This window comes from Vibrio paucivorans (assembly GCF_054053395.1).
Genome location: NZ_CM133231.1, coordinates 1,371,550 through 1,387,239, shown reverse-complemented (window position 1 = coordinate 1,387,239; position 15,690 = coordinate 1,371,550). Strand labels below are relative to the sequence as shown.

16 protein-coding genes and 1 pseudogene are annotated in these 15,690 nt (G+C 45.1%); 14 read left to right on the top strand and 3 right to left on the bottom strand.

Features of this window, described 5'->3' with window-relative positions; genetic code table 11:
- The first annotated feature begins 75 nt into the window (after window positions 1-75).
- From ACXABW_RS21700 to ACXABW_RS21635, 14 genes and pseudogenes are all read left to right on the top strand, one after another.
- Window positions 76-669, top strand: coding sequence for an LON peptidase substrate-binding domain-containing protein (locus tag ACXABW_RS21700; protein ID WP_457525509.1), 594 nt, complete (start codon window positions 76-78; stop codon window positions 667-669).
- Between the two features lie 86 nt (window positions 670-755).
- The gene (locus ACXABW_RS21695) at window positions 756-1,391 is read left to right on the top strand and encodes a sigma-70 family RNA polymerase sigma factor (RefSeq protein ID WP_457527172.1); all 636 of its coding nucleotides are present in this window, start codon (window positions 756-758) and stop codon (window positions 1,389-1,391) included.
- Window positions 1,384-2,058, top strand: a complete 675-nt coding sequence (locus tag ACXABW_RS21690) for a ChrR family anti-sigma-E factor (protein WP_252032958.1) — start codon at window positions 1,384-1,386, stop codon at window positions 2,056-2,058. The genes ACXABW_RS21695 and ACXABW_RS21690 overlap by 8 nt, the downstream gene beginning before the upstream one ends.
- Window positions 2,059-2,101: 43 nt before the next feature.
- Window positions 2,102-3,049, top strand: a complete 948-nt coding sequence (locus ACXABW_RS21685) for a YbgA family protein (protein WP_457525508.1) — start codon at window positions 2,102-2,104, stop codon at window positions 3,047-3,049.
- Window positions 3,046-4,503 (top strand): deoxyribodipyrimidine photo-lyase, encoded by a 1,458-nt coding sequence (gene phrB, locus ACXABW_RS21680; protein ID WP_457525507.1) that lies wholly within the window; start codon window positions 3,046-3,048, stop codon window positions 4,501-4,503. Before ACXABW_RS21685 ends, phrB begins: the two co-directional genes overlap by 4 nt.
- Before the next feature lie 72 nt (window positions 4,504-4,575).
- Complete coding sequence (locus ACXABW_RS21675; RefSeq protein WP_265687592.1) at window positions 4,576-5,010, top strand: nuclear transport factor 2 family protein; 435 nt, start codon at window positions 4,576-4,578, stop codon at window positions 5,008-5,010.
- Window positions 5,007-5,714 carry an SDR family NAD(P)-dependent oxidoreductase gene (locus ACXABW_RS21670; RefSeq protein WP_252032950.1) on the top strand — a complete coding sequence of 236 codons (708 nt, stop codon included), beginning with the start codon at window positions 5,007-5,009 and terminating at the stop codon, window positions 5,712-5,714. The genes ACXABW_RS21675 and ACXABW_RS21670 overlap by 4 nt, the downstream gene beginning before the upstream one ends.
- 2 nt (window positions 5,715-5,716) lie before the next feature.
- The gene (locus ACXABW_RS21665) at window positions 5,717-6,970 is read left to right on the top strand and encodes an NAD(P)/FAD-dependent oxidoreductase (protein WP_457525506.1); all 1,254 of its coding nucleotides are present in this window, start codon (window positions 5,717-5,719) and stop codon (window positions 6,968-6,970) included.
- A pseudogene (locus ACXABW_RS21660) lies at window positions 6,967-7,716 on the top strand (DUF1365 domain-containing protein); the annotation flags it as partial. The gene ACXABW_RS21665 and the pseudogene ACXABW_RS21660, both read left to right, overlap by 4 nt.
- Window positions 7,717-7,867: 151 nt before the next feature.
- Window positions 7,868-9,166, top strand: a complete 1,299-nt coding sequence (locus ACXABW_RS21655) for a class I SAM-dependent methyltransferase (protein ID WP_457525505.1) — start codon at window positions 7,868-7,870, stop codon at window positions 9,164-9,166.
- Window positions 9,144-9,668 carry a DUF2878 domain-containing protein gene (locus ACXABW_RS21650; RefSeq protein ID WP_457525504.1) on the top strand — a complete coding sequence of 175 codons (525 nt, stop codon included), beginning with the start codon at window positions 9,144-9,146 and terminating at the stop codon, window positions 9,666-9,668. Before ACXABW_RS21655 ends, ACXABW_RS21650 begins: the two co-directional genes overlap by 23 nt.
- 24 nt (window positions 9,669-9,692) lie before the next feature.
- On the top strand, window positions 9,693-10,193 hold the full coding sequence (locus ACXABW_RS21645) for a chalcone isomerase family protein (RefSeq protein ID WP_252032944.1): 501 nt from the start codon (window positions 9,693-9,695) through the stop codon (window positions 10,191-10,193).
- A complete protein-coding gene (locus ACXABW_RS21640) occupies window positions 10,190-10,720 on the top strand; it encodes a DUF3833 domain-containing protein (protein ID WP_457525503.1) in 531 nt (176 codons plus the stop codon). The genes ACXABW_RS21645 and ACXABW_RS21640 overlap by 4 nt, the downstream gene beginning before the upstream one ends.
- Window positions 10,721-11,005: 285 nt before the next feature.
- The gene (locus tag ACXABW_RS21635; RefSeq protein ID WP_390903587.1) at window positions 11,006-12,058 is read left to right on the top strand and encodes a TRAP transporter substrate-binding protein; all 1,053 of its coding nucleotides are present in this window, start codon (window positions 11,006-11,008) and stop codon (window positions 12,056-12,058) included.
- 90 nt (window positions 12,059-12,148) lie between these two features.
- On the opposite strand, the gene ACXABW_RS21630 is transcribed toward ACXABW_RS21635, so the two are convergent.
- From ACXABW_RS21630 to ACXABW_RS21620, 3 genes are all read right to left on the bottom strand, one after another.
- A complete protein-coding gene (locus ACXABW_RS21630; protein WP_457525502.1) occupies window positions 12,149-12,946 on the bottom strand; it encodes a hypothetical protein in 798 nt (265 codons plus the stop codon).
- Window positions 12,947-13,213: 267 nt separating this feature from the next.
- Window positions 13,214-13,366: a hypothetical protein gene (locus ACXABW_RS21625; protein WP_252032939.1), complete on the bottom strand. Its 153-nt coding sequence runs from the start codon at window positions 13,364-13,366 to the stop codon at window positions 13,214-13,216.
- Window positions 13,367-13,747: 381 nt separating this feature from the next.
- Window positions 13,748-15,625, bottom strand: a complete 1,878-nt coding sequence (locus ACXABW_RS21620) for a PhoX family protein (RefSeq protein ID WP_457525501.1) — start codon at window positions 15,623-15,625, stop codon at window positions 13,748-13,750.
- Window positions 15,626-15,690 lie beyond the last annotated feature (65 nt).

Here is a 15,690-nt window from a genome sequence, read left to right as displayed (position 1 = left end):
GGGAGTTTTCAGAGTCACTGATCTTTTTCGGGTTAGAACCGTATAAATAGGTAAGTTCAACACTAAGGAAGCGAAGTGCCAAATAGTAACTCAACACCTTTCATCCCTGTCTTTCCGTTACCGCTGTTTTTGCTGCCGGAGGGTAAGCAGCGGCTGAGAATCTTTGAAACAAAGTATTTGTCTATGATGAGCCTAATTCACCACGACAACCAGTTCGTGTTGGCTCGATATGACAAAACCCTGCCATTTGATATTCCGGATTGGGGAACGCTAGTTAGGGTGACTGATTTTAACATTGGTGAAGATCAGGTGCTTCTAATCGATGTAGAGGCAATATCGTTACTGCACTTAGAGAACATGAAATATCAGGAGGATGGCTTACTCCTTGCTCAAACGGCGAGCAAACAGCATTGGGACATATCTGCGTACCCACCTAAGAATTCCAATTTGCTTAGCAAGGCCCTGAAAAACTTATTTGATGAGCATCCTCACTTTGGCGAATTGTACTTAGAACATGATTTATCTCGAATGGACTGGGTGTCTGCTCGCTTGCTAGAAGTATTGCCGATCCCACTTAAAGAGAAAGAACGTTTCATTAAGCCAGACAGCCTGCCAACCTTGGTGACTATGCTCAACAATATTTTTGCATATTCGTCGAAACAAAATTGATCCAACTTATCAAATCCAACGTATTGACTCTAAAATGGATTGTAAGGTTAGTGACCATGCAAGAAATCACAAGCAGGCAGAAAAGCATGAACAGGCAAGTGAGCATGAATAGAGAGACATCTCAAAAGGAGCGCGCCATCAGCCCTGATCCTCAAATAACTCAACAACTGGAAGAATGGATGGAGCTCGTTGCGACACGTCGTGACAAGCACGCCTTCACCTCTTTGTTTCAGTTTTTTGCTCCGAAAATCAAGCGTTTCGGATTCAATAAGCTCGGTAGTGAGTTCGCCGCAAATGAATTAATTCAAGAAACAATGACTTCAGTCTGGAAAAAAGCGCATTTATTCGATAGTAGCAAAGGCGCAGCTACGACTTGGGTTTACACAGTAATGCGGAACGCATGTTTCGATATGCTGAGAAAAATTCAAGCAAAGCCTGAACAAAACCTAGCAGATGACCTTTGGCCTATTGATTCTGTATCCGATGAGGCAACAAACGACGACAACGCTTTCAAAGATCACCTAATGAGCAAAGAAATGCTTCGATACGTTGATGGCTTACCTCCAGCTCAAAAAACCGTCGTCAAAGGTGTTTATTATCAAGAACTTTCCCAAGAACAGCTCGCCCAGCAGCTCGGCGTCCCTCTTGGAACCGTCAAATCGAGGCTTCGCCTAGCGTTAGCCAAACTGAAACAGCAAATGGGAGAGCAGTTCCATGATTAAATACCACCCAGATAACGCTGTATTAAAACAGTTTGCCGCGGGAGAGTTACCCGTATCAGTATCCGTGATCGTATCGAGTCACGTTGAGATGTGCCCTCACTGTCAGGCAAAGGTCGCTCAGTTCAGTAAAGATCTCGCAGATTCAGCTTTTGCCCCTGAGTCAGCATCTTTCAATCAAGTTGCCGATGTTGAGGACGAACAATTTATCTCAATGATCGATTCTATTACTGACTTAGAGCCCGACCCTGCTACAGATAAGTTACCAAAAACGGTCACAGAGATTGAAATTGCAGGTAAACGCCTAGCGCTACCTCGCGCACTCAAATCACTTGGTTTGAAAGAGTGGTCAGGTCTCGGAAAGCTCTCGCGTTCACGTTTGGATCTCGACGACGGTGATATGAGAATGAGCCTGCTTCATATTGAAAAAGGCGGTAATGTTCCTACCCATACTCACAAGGGTTTCGAGATTACACTGCTACTGCAAGGTAGCTTTGAAGATGATATGGGACGCTACCAAACTGGAGACTTTATCTGGCTTGATGGTGAACATACTCACAGCCCTGTCACAGAAGAAGGGTGCGTGTGCTTAACCGTTTCCAGTGATGCCCTTCACTTTACAGAAGGTGTTAGTCAGCTTCTGAACCCACTAGGAAAATTCATCTATTAGGATCTGATGATCCTTAATCTTATGAATGAATGGATGCGTGATTATGAACAAAAAACTAAAGATTGGCGTCAGTGCTTGTGTTGTCGGGCAAAAGGTACGCTACGATAAAGGTCATAAAAAGCTCTATTTCTGTACCGATGAGCTTTCAGAATTTGCTGAGTTCAAACCGGTCTGCCCTGAAGTGGGTATCGGTCTGCCAATCCCTCGACCAACAATCAGACAGGTTTCTCATGGCGACGTGATAAAAGTATCACGACCAGATGGCAGTGGAGACGTCACAGAGCAGCTCACCAAGTTTGGTCAAGATTTTGCCGACCAGCAGTGCCATGACCTCGCTGGATTCATCGTGTGTGCTAAAAGCCCCAGCTGCGGAATGGAACGTGTGAAGGTATATCACCATCACGGAAAAGGCTCTGAATCTAACGGCGTGGGTTTGTTCACTCAGCAAATCATGAAACGTAACCCTCTTCTACCTGTCGAAGAAAATGGCCGCTTAAATGATCCTATAATTCGTGAAAACTTTGTCACTAGAGTATTCACCTACCAAAAGTGGTTAGATCTCAAATCCGAAGGCATCACCAAGCACAAACTGATCGCTTTTCACAGCGCACACAAATACTTAGTGATGAGTCATCATGTTGAAAGTTACAAAGCTTTGGGCAAGCTTTTAGCACGCTCAGACATGGACTTGGACACACAGGCCAACGAATATATTTCTGGCTTGATGGCAGCTCTTAAGCACCATGCTTCGCGCAAAACCCATACCAATACTTTGCAGCACCTTCAGGGTTATTTTAAGAAGCAGTTAGACAGTGATAAGAGACAAGAGCTTGCTCAGGAAATCACTTCCTTCAGACAAGGCGTCACTCCTTTACTCGTTCCACTAGCCTTGATTAATCACTACCTCCGAGAGCATCCAAACGAATATTTGGCGACTCAAACCTATCTCAACCCACACCCTAAAGAGCTACGTCTGAGGTATGGATATTGAACACGATTCTCTGGTTTAGAAACGATTTAAGAATTGAAGATAACCCTGCTCTTAACCAAGCAGTTAAGCGCGGCGCAAGCCGCGCTCTTTTTATCTCTACCCCCAAGCAGTGGGAAGAACACGATCTGGCACCAATACAAGCAGATCTAATCGAACGCCACTTGAACCAGCTTGCAGCTCAGCTTCAACATTACGGCATGACGCTTGTCCATCTAAAAGCACAGAATTATCGAGATCAGGTCACGCTGTTAAACGAGTATTGTCAGTCTCACGGTATCAATACGGTTTACGCCAATCAAGAATTGGAACTCAATGAACAACAGCGCGACCAACAATTAAAAGAGTACGGCTTGGAGTTAGTGCTGTTCCAATCTATAGCAATCGCACCATTGGGAACCGTCCTCAATAAACAGGGCGAGATGTTCAAGGTGTTCACGCCTTTTAAACGAGCGTGGCTTGAAGGAATTAAACGCCAAGGAATCGATGTATCTCCCCTTCCACAGGCTAAGCATTGTTATTATGAAGAAGACGTTACTTCTCAAAAAAATAGTTCGAAGGTTAGTGACGATTTTGAACTGCACACTTCCTCAGACAGAGTAGAGCTGGACTACCCGAAATCTGACTCCAGCCGCTGGCCTTTAAGTGACATCGTCAGCCAACAAGTGGTTCCTCATTTTATGGCTGAAAAGCTTCACCTTTATAGCCAACAAAGAGATTTTCCTGCCATCAAAGGGACATCTGGGTTATCTCCATATCTGGCAATCGGTGCAATTAGCGCTCGTGCCATAGCAAACCAGTTAATCACCCAATCTCCAGAGTTACTAGAAGACACCAGTCATCCTCACTTTACGTGGCTCAATGAGTTGATATGGCGCGACTTTTATAAACATTTGTTGTTCCACTACCCCAACCTCATTAAGGGCGATAACTTTCAAGAAAAATATCGCCACTATACTTGGCCAAACAACCCTGATTATTTTCGAGCATGGTGTGAGGGAAAAACGGGCTACCCAATAGTGGATGCTGCAATGCGACAGCTAGTCCGGACAGGATGGATGCACAACAGGCTGAGAATGATCGTGGCGAGTTTCCTCACCAAACATCTTCTGGTCGACTGGCGGTGGGGGGAAAGATTTTTTATGCAGCACCTAATTGATGGTGACTTCAGCGCGAACAACGGTGGCTGGCAATGGGCAGCAAGCACAAGATGTGATGCCCAACCCTACTTTCGAATTTTCAATCCAATCACCCAAAGCGAAAAGTTTGATCCAAATGGAAAGTTCATACGTAAGTACTTAAAAGAACTGGAAAGTGTACCAGACAAACATATCCACTTTCCTCATCAGTATTTAGCCAGTGCAGAACGAACTGAGACATATTGGCCACCTATTGTGGATCACAAACAAGCTCGTTTAACTGCGCTAGACTTTTACAAAACCAATGTAATTAGTTAGTTGGGTCAATAATTCAACCCATAATAGTCTTCGATAATTGATTAAATTGGCTTGAATAACAGGGAGAGTCGTATGGGAAATTCGTTGTGGTTACAACGTTTTGTTCAGGTATACAGTGAGTTAGGTACCGATAACCTTGGCTCGCTGAATGAAATCTATCATCCTGATGTTCAGTTCATCGATCCTATGCATCATGTCAGTGGGCGCGAAGACTTACTTGCCTATTTCGACCAACTCTACACTCAAATCATTAGCTGCCAGTTTGTTGTTGAACACGTGATGGAATCTGGCAATGAAGCCGCCGTTTATTGGACAATGACGTTCAGCCATTTTCAACTAAACGGCAAAGCTCCCGTGACTGTGCAGGGACACTCCCATTTGAAAGCGGTCGATGATCAAGTAATTTATCACCGAGACTACCTCGACGTGGGCGCCATGCTGTATGAACATATTCCACTGCTTGGAAAAGTGATTCGTGGCATTAAACGTAGGGCGGCTAAATCATGAACGTTCTTATTACAGGTGCCACATCCGGAATAGGCGAAAGGCTCGCAAAACAATATGCAGAGCAAGGACAGAGCGTGATTGCTTGTGGCCGTAACACTCACAAACTTTCCGCCCTATCCGAGCAGTTTTCTAATATTGAAACCCTGAGCTTTGACTTGACTCGCTATGACGACATTCCGCAAATCGATGCAGAACTCGATTTATTGGTCCTAAATGCTGGCGACTGTGAATACATTGATGATGCGCTGCACTTTGACGCCAGCAAGTTTGAGCGCGTTATCAAAATTAACCTCATTGCTATCGGCTACGCTTTGGAGAAATGGCTACACAGAATCAAACCTGGAGGCAGGTTAGTTCTAGTCAGCTCTAGTGCAGGGCTATTGCCTTTGCCGCGTGCAGAGGCATACGGCGCGTCTAAAGCTGCGCTTACTTATCTTGCAAAAACCTTATCTATTCAACTGAAAAAACATGACATTCATGTCAGCGTAGTACTGCCTGGTTTTGTGGATACTCCACTGACACAAAAAAACACCTTCGCGATGCCGATGCTCATATCAACCGACGAAGCCGCCAGTCAAATCATCAAGGGCATTGAGAAACAAAAAACGGAAATAAGCTTTCCCTCTCGCTTCATCATCGTAATGAAATTACTCAGATTACTGCCCTTTTCAGTGTGGCAGAAACTCGCAACAAGGATGACCTAATAATGAAAAAAATCGCCATCATTGGTTCGGGTATATCAGGCCTTACATGCGCCCACTTATTAGATAAAGAACATGACGTCACGGTATTTGAGAAGAATCACTATGTTGGTGGACATACTGCAACCGTCGACATTGACTTCCAAGGTAGCCAGTATGCGATTGATACTGGGTTTATCGTGTTTAACGATAGGACATACCCTAACTTCAATAAACTACTCGCAACACTTGGCATCATGGGTCAAGAAACAGAGATGAGTTTTAGTGTCCATAACACTCAATCCAAATTTGAATATAACGGCCATGGCATTAATTCGCTCTTTGCTCAAAGGCGCAACCTACTTAGACCGAAGTTCTGGCGCCTAATTACCGACATCCTCAAGTTCAATAAACTCTGCAAAGAGATGTACCACAGCGGGGATATAGATCCTTCACTTAAACTTGGCGATTTTCTCAAAGAGAACAAATTCAGCGAATTTTTCAGCCTACACTACATCTTGCCAATGGGTGCGGCGATATGGTCAACGAGCTTAAGTGAAATGGAAAAGTTTGAGCTCAAATTTTTCATTCAGTTCTTCTACAACCACGGGTTACTGAACATTGCAGACCGCCCTCAATGGTACGTGGTCCCCGGAGGCTCGAGAGAGTACGTCAAAGTGATTCTGGAACGCTTGAAAAAGCCTATTGCACTCAACACATCGATAAAATGTGTGACTCGCACCGAATCTGGCGCCACTATCGAAATGCAAGACGGAGAACTGCAACATTTTGATGATGTCATCTTTGCTTGCCACTCAGACCAAGCCCTCGCATTACTTGCAGACCCAACCAACGATGAAAAGAGAATTTTGGGCGCGATTCCATATAGCCGCAATGAAATCGTTTTACATACCGACGAATCACTACTGCCCAAACGAAAACTGGCTTGGGCAAGCTGGAACTACATGCTAGACGGTGATCAAGTGCGTCCTGCCTGTGTGACCTATTACATGAATCTTCTCCAAGGGATCGAAGCCGATACAACATTTTGCGTTACGCTGAATCAAACGGAGCAAATCGACCCAAGCAAAGTTCTTCAAAAGTTCGTTTATCACCATCCGGTACTCAACTCTTCTAGTGTCGCAGCGCAAAAGCAAAGGGACGTGATTAATGGCAAACAACACAGCTACTTTGTCGGAGCCTATTGGTACAACGGATTCCATGAAGACGGAGTGCGCAGCGCGTTAGATGTCACTGAGCAATTTGGAGCATCACTATGAGCCTCAATAGTGGCATCTATTGGGGACAGGTCCGACACCGCAGGTTTGGAGCCATTCCACATCAGTTTCGCTATCAGCTGTATATGATGGGCGTAGATGTCGACGAACTCGAGGAGCTTTTTACTAAGAGCGCCTTTTTTGGTGACAAATGGTACAACCCTATCCGTTTTAGCGAAAAAGATTATTTGAAAGGTGAACCAGGCACTCTCAAACAACGTATTGACCAAAAAGTTCAACAATTAGGTGGATGTTGGAAGTCGTCGAACCGTGTGATGTTACTCGCGCAATGCCGCTGTTTTGGGCTCTATTTTAGCCCGATAAATTGTTATTTCTGCTACGACGAAAACGAGAACTGCCAGTACATGTTAGCCGACGTAAGTAACACCCCTTGGCGCGAAAGGCACTATTATTTGATTGAGCTTAGGAATAATGTTCAGCCAGAAAGGGAGCTACGCAATAAGAAAGCGTTCCATGTCTCACCGTTCATGGATATGGATATGGAATACGTTTGGCGAATTCGCCCACCACAAGTTAATACGCTGGTTCACATTGAAAACCACGCTCAAACCAAGCTGTTTGATGCCACGCTAACGTTAAAGAAATGGGAGTTTCAAGCACCACAATTGCGTAAAACGTTCGCCTTAATCCCTGCGATGACATTGAAGATAGTCTCAGGCATTTATTGGCAAGCACTAAAGCTATTTTTAAAGAAAGTCCCCTTTGTACCGCATCCACATTCTTTATCAGAAACAAAGGGAGTAAAGGATGAAAAGAACGTATCAAGCGGTACTTACGAGCCGGAAACAGAGAGTGGCAACATAAGAGCAGCCGACAGGGCTCAAAAACCGAATCAATCATCAACATAAACCTGAGACGAACAATAATAGTGAGGTTTGTATGGAACACATCGCCAAAAACGTCCCCCAAGTTAGCTCGGTAAGTCGGGGAGATACTGTCACTGAAATGGCTATCGATGCCGAGAACGACAAGTATCGTTCACTTATTTTTGGTGTTTTAGAACAGCTCGACTCAGCCTGTTTAGAAATTGTCGAAGGCTCACATAGACGCTGCTTTGGCAATCCAGATGCCCTCTTGAAAGGGGAAATCATAGTTCATGACAGTAGCTTCTACCGACAAGCGACCCACAATGGCAGTATCGGTGCGGCGGAAGCCTATATAGAAGGAAAGTGGAGCAGCCCGCACCTAACCCACGTTATCCAAATCATGGCTCGCCACCAAACTCAGTTAGACCAACTCGATAGCAATGTACGTTGGCTAAGCACAGCTAAGAATTGGCTGCTGAGAAAACGAAATGCCAACAATGAATCAGGCTCAAAGCGCAACATTTTGGCCCACTATGACCTTGGTAATGAGCTCTACACTCGCTTTCTAGATAACTCAATGCAATATTCTTCGGCTATCTATTCTCGTGACGCTACGGATCTTACACTTGCTCAGCAGAACAAAATGCGAACCATTTGTGAGCGCCTAGAGCTGACCTCTACAGACAAAGTGATTGAAATAGGCACAGGATGGGGAGGGCTGGCAATTTTTATGGCTCAGAACTACGGTTGCCATGTCACCACAACTACCATTTCCGATGCCCAGCATGAATATGCCCAAAGTAAAGTTAAAGAACTGGGTCTCGGCGAAAACATTACACTGCTTAAAAAAGATTACCGACAGCTCACCGGTCAATACGACAAACTCGTCTCTATCGAAATGATCGAAGCCGTTGGACATGAATATCTACCAACCTTCTTTGACACCTGCTCGCGTCTACTAAAAGACGATGGAAAAATGTTGATTCAATCGATCACCATTGCTGATGGACGCTATGAGAAATACCGTAAAGGCGTCGACTTTATTCAGAAGTACATCTTCCCTGGAGGCTGCTTACCTTCTATCGCTGTGATCAGTAATAACATCGCTAACCATACCGATATGGTTGTCCATCAAATCAATGATATAGGGCTTCACTATGCCCGTACATTGCAAGACTGGCGCACTACATTTGAAAAAAACTGGGAAAGTATTCGCCCACATGGATACGATGAGCAGTTTAGACGATTATGGTTATTTTACTTCTGTTATTGCGAAGGAGCTTTTATTGAGCGAGTGATCAGCACTCATCATATCGTTGCTCGCAAACCTCGCTACCGAGGACAACAAGATGAAACGGTTCTGGATTACTAACTTCCTACTTTTTCAGGCCAGTTGGTTTGGTGCTGCGTTTTATACGCAGCATGCTATCTGGCTAATTACAGGCTTATTATTCATCCACTTTCTATTCTCTCCAACCAAACGTGCGGATTTGAAGTTACTTCCACTGGCTTTAATTGGGGTATTGCTAGACAAAATTCATTTAATCATCGGTACATTTCTACCCAGTGATTTGTTCACCTCCATCGATACATTTTTCCCTGCGTGGCTGATCCTTTTGTGGGTGATGTTCGTACTGACCTTAAACCACAGCTTAAGTTGGTTGCTGGACAAGCCACTCTTCGTCAATGTGATTTTCGGTGCAATTGGTGGCGCAATAAGTTATTGGGCAGGGATACAAGCGGGCGCATTATCATCAGATTTAACCAATTACTCTCTTCTGATTACGCTGGCCCTATCCTGGGGAGTGTTGTTTCCTACATTGGTTTCAGGCACCCGTTACATAAACCAGCAGCATCTCTTAACTGACAACTGACACTGAAACCTTGTGAGGTAAGTTATGCTCAAATGGATCCCCTTAGCACTGTTTAGCTTTAGTCTATTTAGCTCTAGCCTACTTGCCTCCCCTATCAATCACCTGCGCAAAGTCGGTGAAGGTGAAATGCAGTATCTTTTCTGGACACTTTATTCAGCAGAGTTTTATCGCTCCCAGGAAACCGGTAGCCCATCAAGCCAAGCTCTGAAAATCACTTATTTCAAATCCATCTCTCAGCAAGCATTAATCGAAGCCACCCAAGATCAATGGCAGCATTTAGGTTATTCGGTGTCTGACATCAGACAGTGGAGCCAACCTCTGCAAGCAATCTGGCCCAATGTTGAACCCGGAGATGAGCTGACTTTCATCTCAGACGATACTGGGTATGGGCAGTTCTATTTTGAGGACCAAGCGATTGGCACTGTTCAAGACCCTACTTTCTCACAAGCCTTTTTGGATATTTGGTTGTCCGAGCGCACCACTGAACCAGAGCTTCGTCAACAACTACTAGGATTGAATCGATGATCTTCAGAGCATTACTCACGTCATTACTCGCGCTAGGATTGGTAGCCTGCGGCTCCGCTAATTTAGAACATCATCAAAGCACAGAACCTAAACTCAGCTTAGAGCAGTTCTTTAATGGCAAACTCAAAGCGTATGGCATCGTCCTTGATAGACGCGGCAATTTATTAAGGCGCTTCGAAGCGGACTTAGTCGGTGAATGGGAAGGTAATCAAGGAGAATTGAAGGAGTGGTTTAGGTTCGATGACGGAGAGAAAACTACCCGAAACTGGCGACTTACTAAGACAGGGCAAAATACCTTTCAAGGTCAGGCCGAAGACGTGATCGGTATTGCTAAAGGAGAAAGTTCCGGCTCTGCGCTCTACTGGCGCTATCAGCTAGAGGTCCCTGTTGACGACACCATTTACCATATAACTCTCGATGATTGGATGTTCCTTTTCGACGATAAGCGCTTGTTTAACAAAACGGAAATGACCAAATTTGGTTTCAAGGTGGGAGAAATCATTTTGTACATTGAGAAGCTTGATTAGTACTATTTATTTCCGTGATGGGAACATCAACTCTGCAATAATGAACATTCACTAATTCCGTTACTGCTTTTAGATGATCGCTCTGCCATTTCGAACTTAAGCCAGCCAACCCTGCCTGTGACAAGCTTATAAACCACTCACTTCGCTATTGATTCACGGCGCGTATTTTTTAGTTCGATTGACGACTTCTACTTTTCACGTGAATCTACTCTGACCGCGAAGACGGACATTCAATAACCACCACTCAAGGTCAGAGTCATGAAAATAACAAACACACTTCTGCAGATGGTCAAAACCGTATCCATTACCGCAATCACCGTATTATCTTTCTCCGCTCATGCGGCAGACGATAAAGTCTATCGACTAAAGCTTGCGGAAACCTGGGGACCAAACACACCAATCTTAGGTGATGCGACAAAGAATATGGCTAAAATTGCCAACGAAATGTCGAATGGCCGATTGCAAATTCGAGTCGACTCAGCCAACAAGCACAAAGCGCCACTCGGTATCTTCGATATGGTTAAGTCAGGTCAGTACGATCTAGGCCATTCAAGCTCTTACTATTGGAAAGGAAAAGTACCGAATACACTCTATTTCTCATCGATGCCATTTGGCATGGTCACTACCGAACAATATGCGTGGTTTTACCACGGTGGTGGAATGGAGCTAATGCAGGAAGTGTACGCTCCGCATAATTTACTTTCGTTCCCAGGTGGTAACTCCGACATTCAAATGGGTGGTTGGTTTAAAAAGGAAATCAATTCGATTGAAGATCTACAAGGCTTGAAGATGCGTATCCCTGGTTTTGCGGGAGAAGTGTTAGCACGTGTAGGGGCGAAACCAACCAACATTGCACCGGGTGAGCTATATACATCACTTGAGCGCGGTACCATCGATGCGTTAGAGTGGGTTGGCCCAGCTTTCGACCTGCGTATGGGTTTCCAGAAAATTGCTCCATACTACTACACTGCATGGCATGAACCTGGTTCAGAGACTCAGTTTCTAGTTAATAAGCGCACTTGGGAAAAGCTACCAAAAGACCTACAAGTTATTCTGGAAACCTCATTCCGCGTCGCTGCTTTTGACATGTACACTCAGGCTCTAGACGCGAATGCTACCAGTTGGAGCAAAATGAAAGCCGAATACCCAGACATTAAAGTTCGCGATTTCCCACCAGCGGTATTGGCTGAAATGCGTAAAGCAACCGACGAACTGCTGCAAGAGCAAGCGAGCAAAGATCCTCAGGCTCAGAAAATCATCGAGTCGCAAGCTGAATACCTTAAAAAGTCGCGTGCATGGACGGCTATCTCGACAAAAGCTTACCTAGATACTCAGTAAATACGCGCTAACAATCCTATTTCAGAACTAGCCACCAAAAAGAAAAAAGCCTAATGGACGCACCATTAGGCTTTTTTATTCGTTTACGCTCTAAGCCGACTCAGGGATCTCGAGTTTTTGCGCTAAAGGAACCCAGCGCTCAGAATGTTGGTAGTCCTCTACCAAATATATCCCTTGGGATAAATCCACAGCAGACTTTAACTCGCCTTGCTCATAATGCTCACATGCCATCATCTGACCACGAGTCAACTGCGCAGGAGTAGGTAGAACTTGCGCGACACATTTTACTTCAAAATTGGCGCTTTTAGAGGTGGCGTGGAAGGCCGTTTCAATCGAATTATCGTTGCGAGTCATCGCTACCGTTTTTTGAATACGCACCTCTTGATACTGCGTAGACACCGACTGGAAGTACTGATTTGTGGTTGCCGTAAGAGCTAGCATAGCGCCTTGGGCGTTTGCCGCTAAATTGTCCGCTGACAAGGTGTCAAACTCGCCTTGCAGTACCGAGTCTAAGTTTTGGTTATTCGCTAATACCAGCCAGTCTTCGACCTGATGTATCGACTTGTCGAGGTGAGCACACTCATTAAGTTCAAGCTGCTGCTTCACCGCTTTGCGGAACTCGGCATTATTTGGCTCAGACATTTCCACAATTCGTTGATAAATCGCACCACCGCTGTATTGATTCTGAGTACGAGCAACCAGCTCAATGATCTCTTCATCTTCACCTAACACGTTGCCGCAAAATACCGTTGTCCCTTGCTCCGCGAACAAACTCGGGTGAATGTGGTGTTTTATGTATTCTTCCCTAACGATGGTTCCGGCTAGCACTAGAACACCGACAGCGCCAGCGCCAGCTGAAGCAATGATCGAAATAAGCGGTTTCTTCATAAATAAGCTCCAGTGGTATTGATAAAAAGGTATTGAATCACAAAGTTATTTTAGCAAATTGATGGATAAAACTTAACCCAAACGGCCTGTTTTCAGTTTTATGACAAAGGATATTTGTAAAAGAGTTTTAGCATTAAAGAATGCTGACTAAGCGCTAGGATTTACAGTGTAATTTCTTAGTTCTCTAGCGTAAAACCCGAGTTGGAAGAATTAAAAAAGGAGCCCATAGGCTCCTTTTTACGATGGCAATATTATGAACTATTGCTACTAAGCTTCTAAGACTTCTTCACCTGACATTTCTGAAATAAGCAGTAGATCTGCTTCATCAAGCTTCATACCTAGCACTGGTAAGCCGTGCTGTACTACCCAGCATGTGAAAAACACACAAATCGCAATTGCCGCTAACACGAATGGAATCATAGCCAAACCTCCTCCTTGGTTATCAACACACGTATCGATAACTTAAAGGTGCGACTTCATCTGTAGCTTGAAGCAAAAGGCCGTTGTAAATACTTTGTTCTTTTACGTTTTCTTGATTCACTCTTAGCGAAAGTCGCTAAGCCTTGTGTCTCTCATTTGCGCTCAGTTTATTCGTATTACACTGGGAGTTTACTTGTGGCTGACACCTTTAGGTTATTGGGATACTCTTTCAATATAGTGTTACCGTACGTTCCTAGCAACTACATTTAGTGCCTAACAGTCATAAGATCACAGTTTTTATGCTCACTTGCGCATAATTATCCCATAAAAAGTAAAAAAGGGGCCGAAGCCCCCTGAGTAGTGCGAGATTGAGTTAGGTCGTTATTCGCCGATCACGCCACCATCTTCACGAGTAATCGCCATGATGGTCGAGCGAGGCTTACTGCTTCCCCCATCTGGGAAGTGCGATGGCGCACCTTTTTCTCCCGGGTGCTGAACGCCAACAAACATGGTTTTGTAGTCCGCCGAGAAAGTCAGGCCTGTGATTTCACACGCTATTGGGCCCGTTAAGAAACGACGAACTTCACCTGTAACCGGGTCGCCACACAGCATTTGGTTATTTCCTTGGCCAGCAAAATCACCTTCGTTGGAGTAATTACCGTCCGTTTGGATCCACAAACGTCCTGCTTTATCAAAGCCAATGCCATCAGGGCTGTTAAACATGTTGTCTGCCGTAATGTTTTCACTGCCCGCGTACAGGTTGTCTTTGTGTACCGTTGGGTTACCCGCAATCAGATAGAGATCCCACTCAAACGTATCGCCAATGTGGCTTCCTTTGCTCGGCACCCAGCGTACTATCTGACCATAATGGTTTTCTTTACGTGGGTTTGGGCCACCTACAGGCTGGTTATCTTTCACACCACGGTTTTTATTGTTGGTTAACGTACAGAAAACGTGCTGATTGTCTGGGTGAACAGCAACCCACTCAGGTCGATCCATGGTAGTAGCGCCGACTTGGGTAGCTGCGCGACGAGCAAAAATCATCACTTCTGCTTGGTCATTAAAGCCGTTTTCTTTAGTCAGACCATTCTTGCCATGTGTCAGTTCAACCCACTGGCCACTCCCTTTTAGCTCTTCATCGTCCATATCGAACTTCGCAACATACAAGGTGCCTTCTTCAAGTAGATTGCGATTCGCTGCATCGTTACCCGGTTGGTATTTGTTCTTGGAAACGAATTTATATAAGTGTTCACCGCGTTCATCATCACCGAGGTAAACAACGATATGACCGCTATCGTCAATCAGTAAGGCTGCATTTTCATGTTTGAAACGGCCAAGTGCAGTACGCTTTAGCGGCGTCGAAGTTGGGTCATTTGGATCAATTTCCACAACCCAGCCAAATCGGTGTGGCTCGTTAGGGTGTTTAGCCACGTCAAAACGCTCATCAGTATCGTGCCACTGGTAGCTGCTTTTCGACGCTACAATGCCATAACGCTTATGGTCGTCAGAAACTGTCGCACTACCACTAGTGCCAAAATAGCCGTTAAAGTTCTCTTCACACGTCAGGTAAGTGCCCCATGGCGTCTGGCCGTTGGCACAGTTGTTAAACGTGCCGAGTGGCTTCATGCCTTGTGGGTCGAGTTTGGTTTTCATCAAGTCATGACCCGCCGCTGGCCCTGTCAACATCATTTCGGTGCTGGCAGTAATGCGTCGGTTGCGTTTCCCCGCTTTGTCTAGCTTCCACTGCGAGCCGGACCTCACGATCTCAAACACCGTTACACCATGAGCGGCTTGAGCTTTTAATACATCGTCTTTGGTCATCGCGTTGCCACCATGATCAAATAGGTATTCATAGTTGGTGTATTCGTTATTCACCGCAATAACAGCGCGATTGTCGCTGATCGGGAAAAGGCTCATACCATCGGTATTGTCACCAAACTGGCTCAATTGAGCTTGTGAGTCTTGCTTACCACTTTGGTCAAACTCTGGTGCGTTCGGGAAAATAGGGTCACCCCAAGATAACAGTGGTGTTGCTTTGTATCCTTTCGGGACGATCAATGCGTCTGCGGTTGAAGCCGGTACGGCTTCAAAGTTAAGCAGTTTACTAGGTTGTTGCGCTGCAAACGCTTTAGTAATTGGGTTAAGCGAAAGAAATGCACCGGCGCTGACGGCGGCAGTTCCGGCTAGAAAGCGACGACGAGAGAGTCTCGCCTCGATCATTTGGCTGAACTCTGAATCTTTATCATCACGATTCCACATTGCTGACTCCTTGCTCGAGTAGTTTTTATAATTTCGCCGCAATGGTAGGAGAGAAAAATGACACT

Coding starts and splice junctions, on each gene's coding strand:
- ACXABW_RS21695 (WP_457527172.1), top strand. CDS start 756: ATGAACAGGCAAGTGAGCATGAATAGAGAGACATCTCAAAAGGAGCGC.
- ACXABW_RS21690 (WP_252032958.1), top strand. CDS start 1,384: ATGATTAAATACCACCCAGATAACGCTGTATTAAAACAGTTTGCCGCG.
- ACXABW_RS21685 (WP_457525508.1), top strand. CDS start 2,102: ATGAACAAAAAACTAAAGATTGGCGTCAGTGCTTGTGTTGTCGGGCAA.
- ACXABW_RS21675 (WP_265687592.1), top strand. CDS start 4,576: ATGGGAAATTCGTTGTGGTTACAACGTTTTGTTCAGGTATACAGTGAG.
- ACXABW_RS21670 (WP_252032950.1), top strand. CDS start 5,007: ATGAACGTTCTTATTACAGGTGCCACATCCGGAATAGGCGAAAGGCTC.
- ACXABW_RS21665 (WP_457525506.1), top strand. CDS start 5,717: ATGAAAAAAATCGCCATCATTGGTTCGGGTATATCAGGCCTTACATGC.
- ACXABW_RS21655 (WP_457525505.1), top strand. CDS start 7,868: ATGGAACACATCGCCAAAAACGTCCCCCAAGTTAGCTCGGTAAGTCGG.
- ACXABW_RS21650 (WP_457525504.1), top strand. CDS start 9,144: ATGAAACGGTTCTGGATTACTAACTTCCTACTTTTTCAGGCCAGTTGG.
- ACXABW_RS21645 (WP_252032944.1), top strand. CDS start 9,693: ATGCTCAAATGGATCCCCTTAGCACTGTTTAGCTTTAGTCTATTTAGC.
- ACXABW_RS21640 (WP_457525503.1), top strand. CDS start 10,190: ATGATCTTCAGAGCATTACTCACGTCATTACTCGCGCTAGGATTGGTA.
- ACXABW_RS21635 (WP_390903587.1), top strand. CDS start 11,006: ATGGTCAAAACCGTATCCATTACCGCAATCACCGTATTATCTTTCTCC.
- ACXABW_RS21630 (WP_457525502.1), bottom strand. CDS start 12,946: ATGAAGAAACCGCTTATTTCGATCATTGCTTCAGCTGGCGCTGGCGCT.
- ACXABW_RS21625 (WP_252032939.1), bottom strand. CDS start 13,366: ATGATTCCATTCGTGTTAGCGGCAATTGCGATTTGTGTGTTTTTCACA.
- ACXABW_RS21620 (WP_457525501.1), bottom strand. CDS start 15,625: ATGTGGAATCGTGATGATAAAGATTCAGAGTTCAGCCAAATGATCGAG.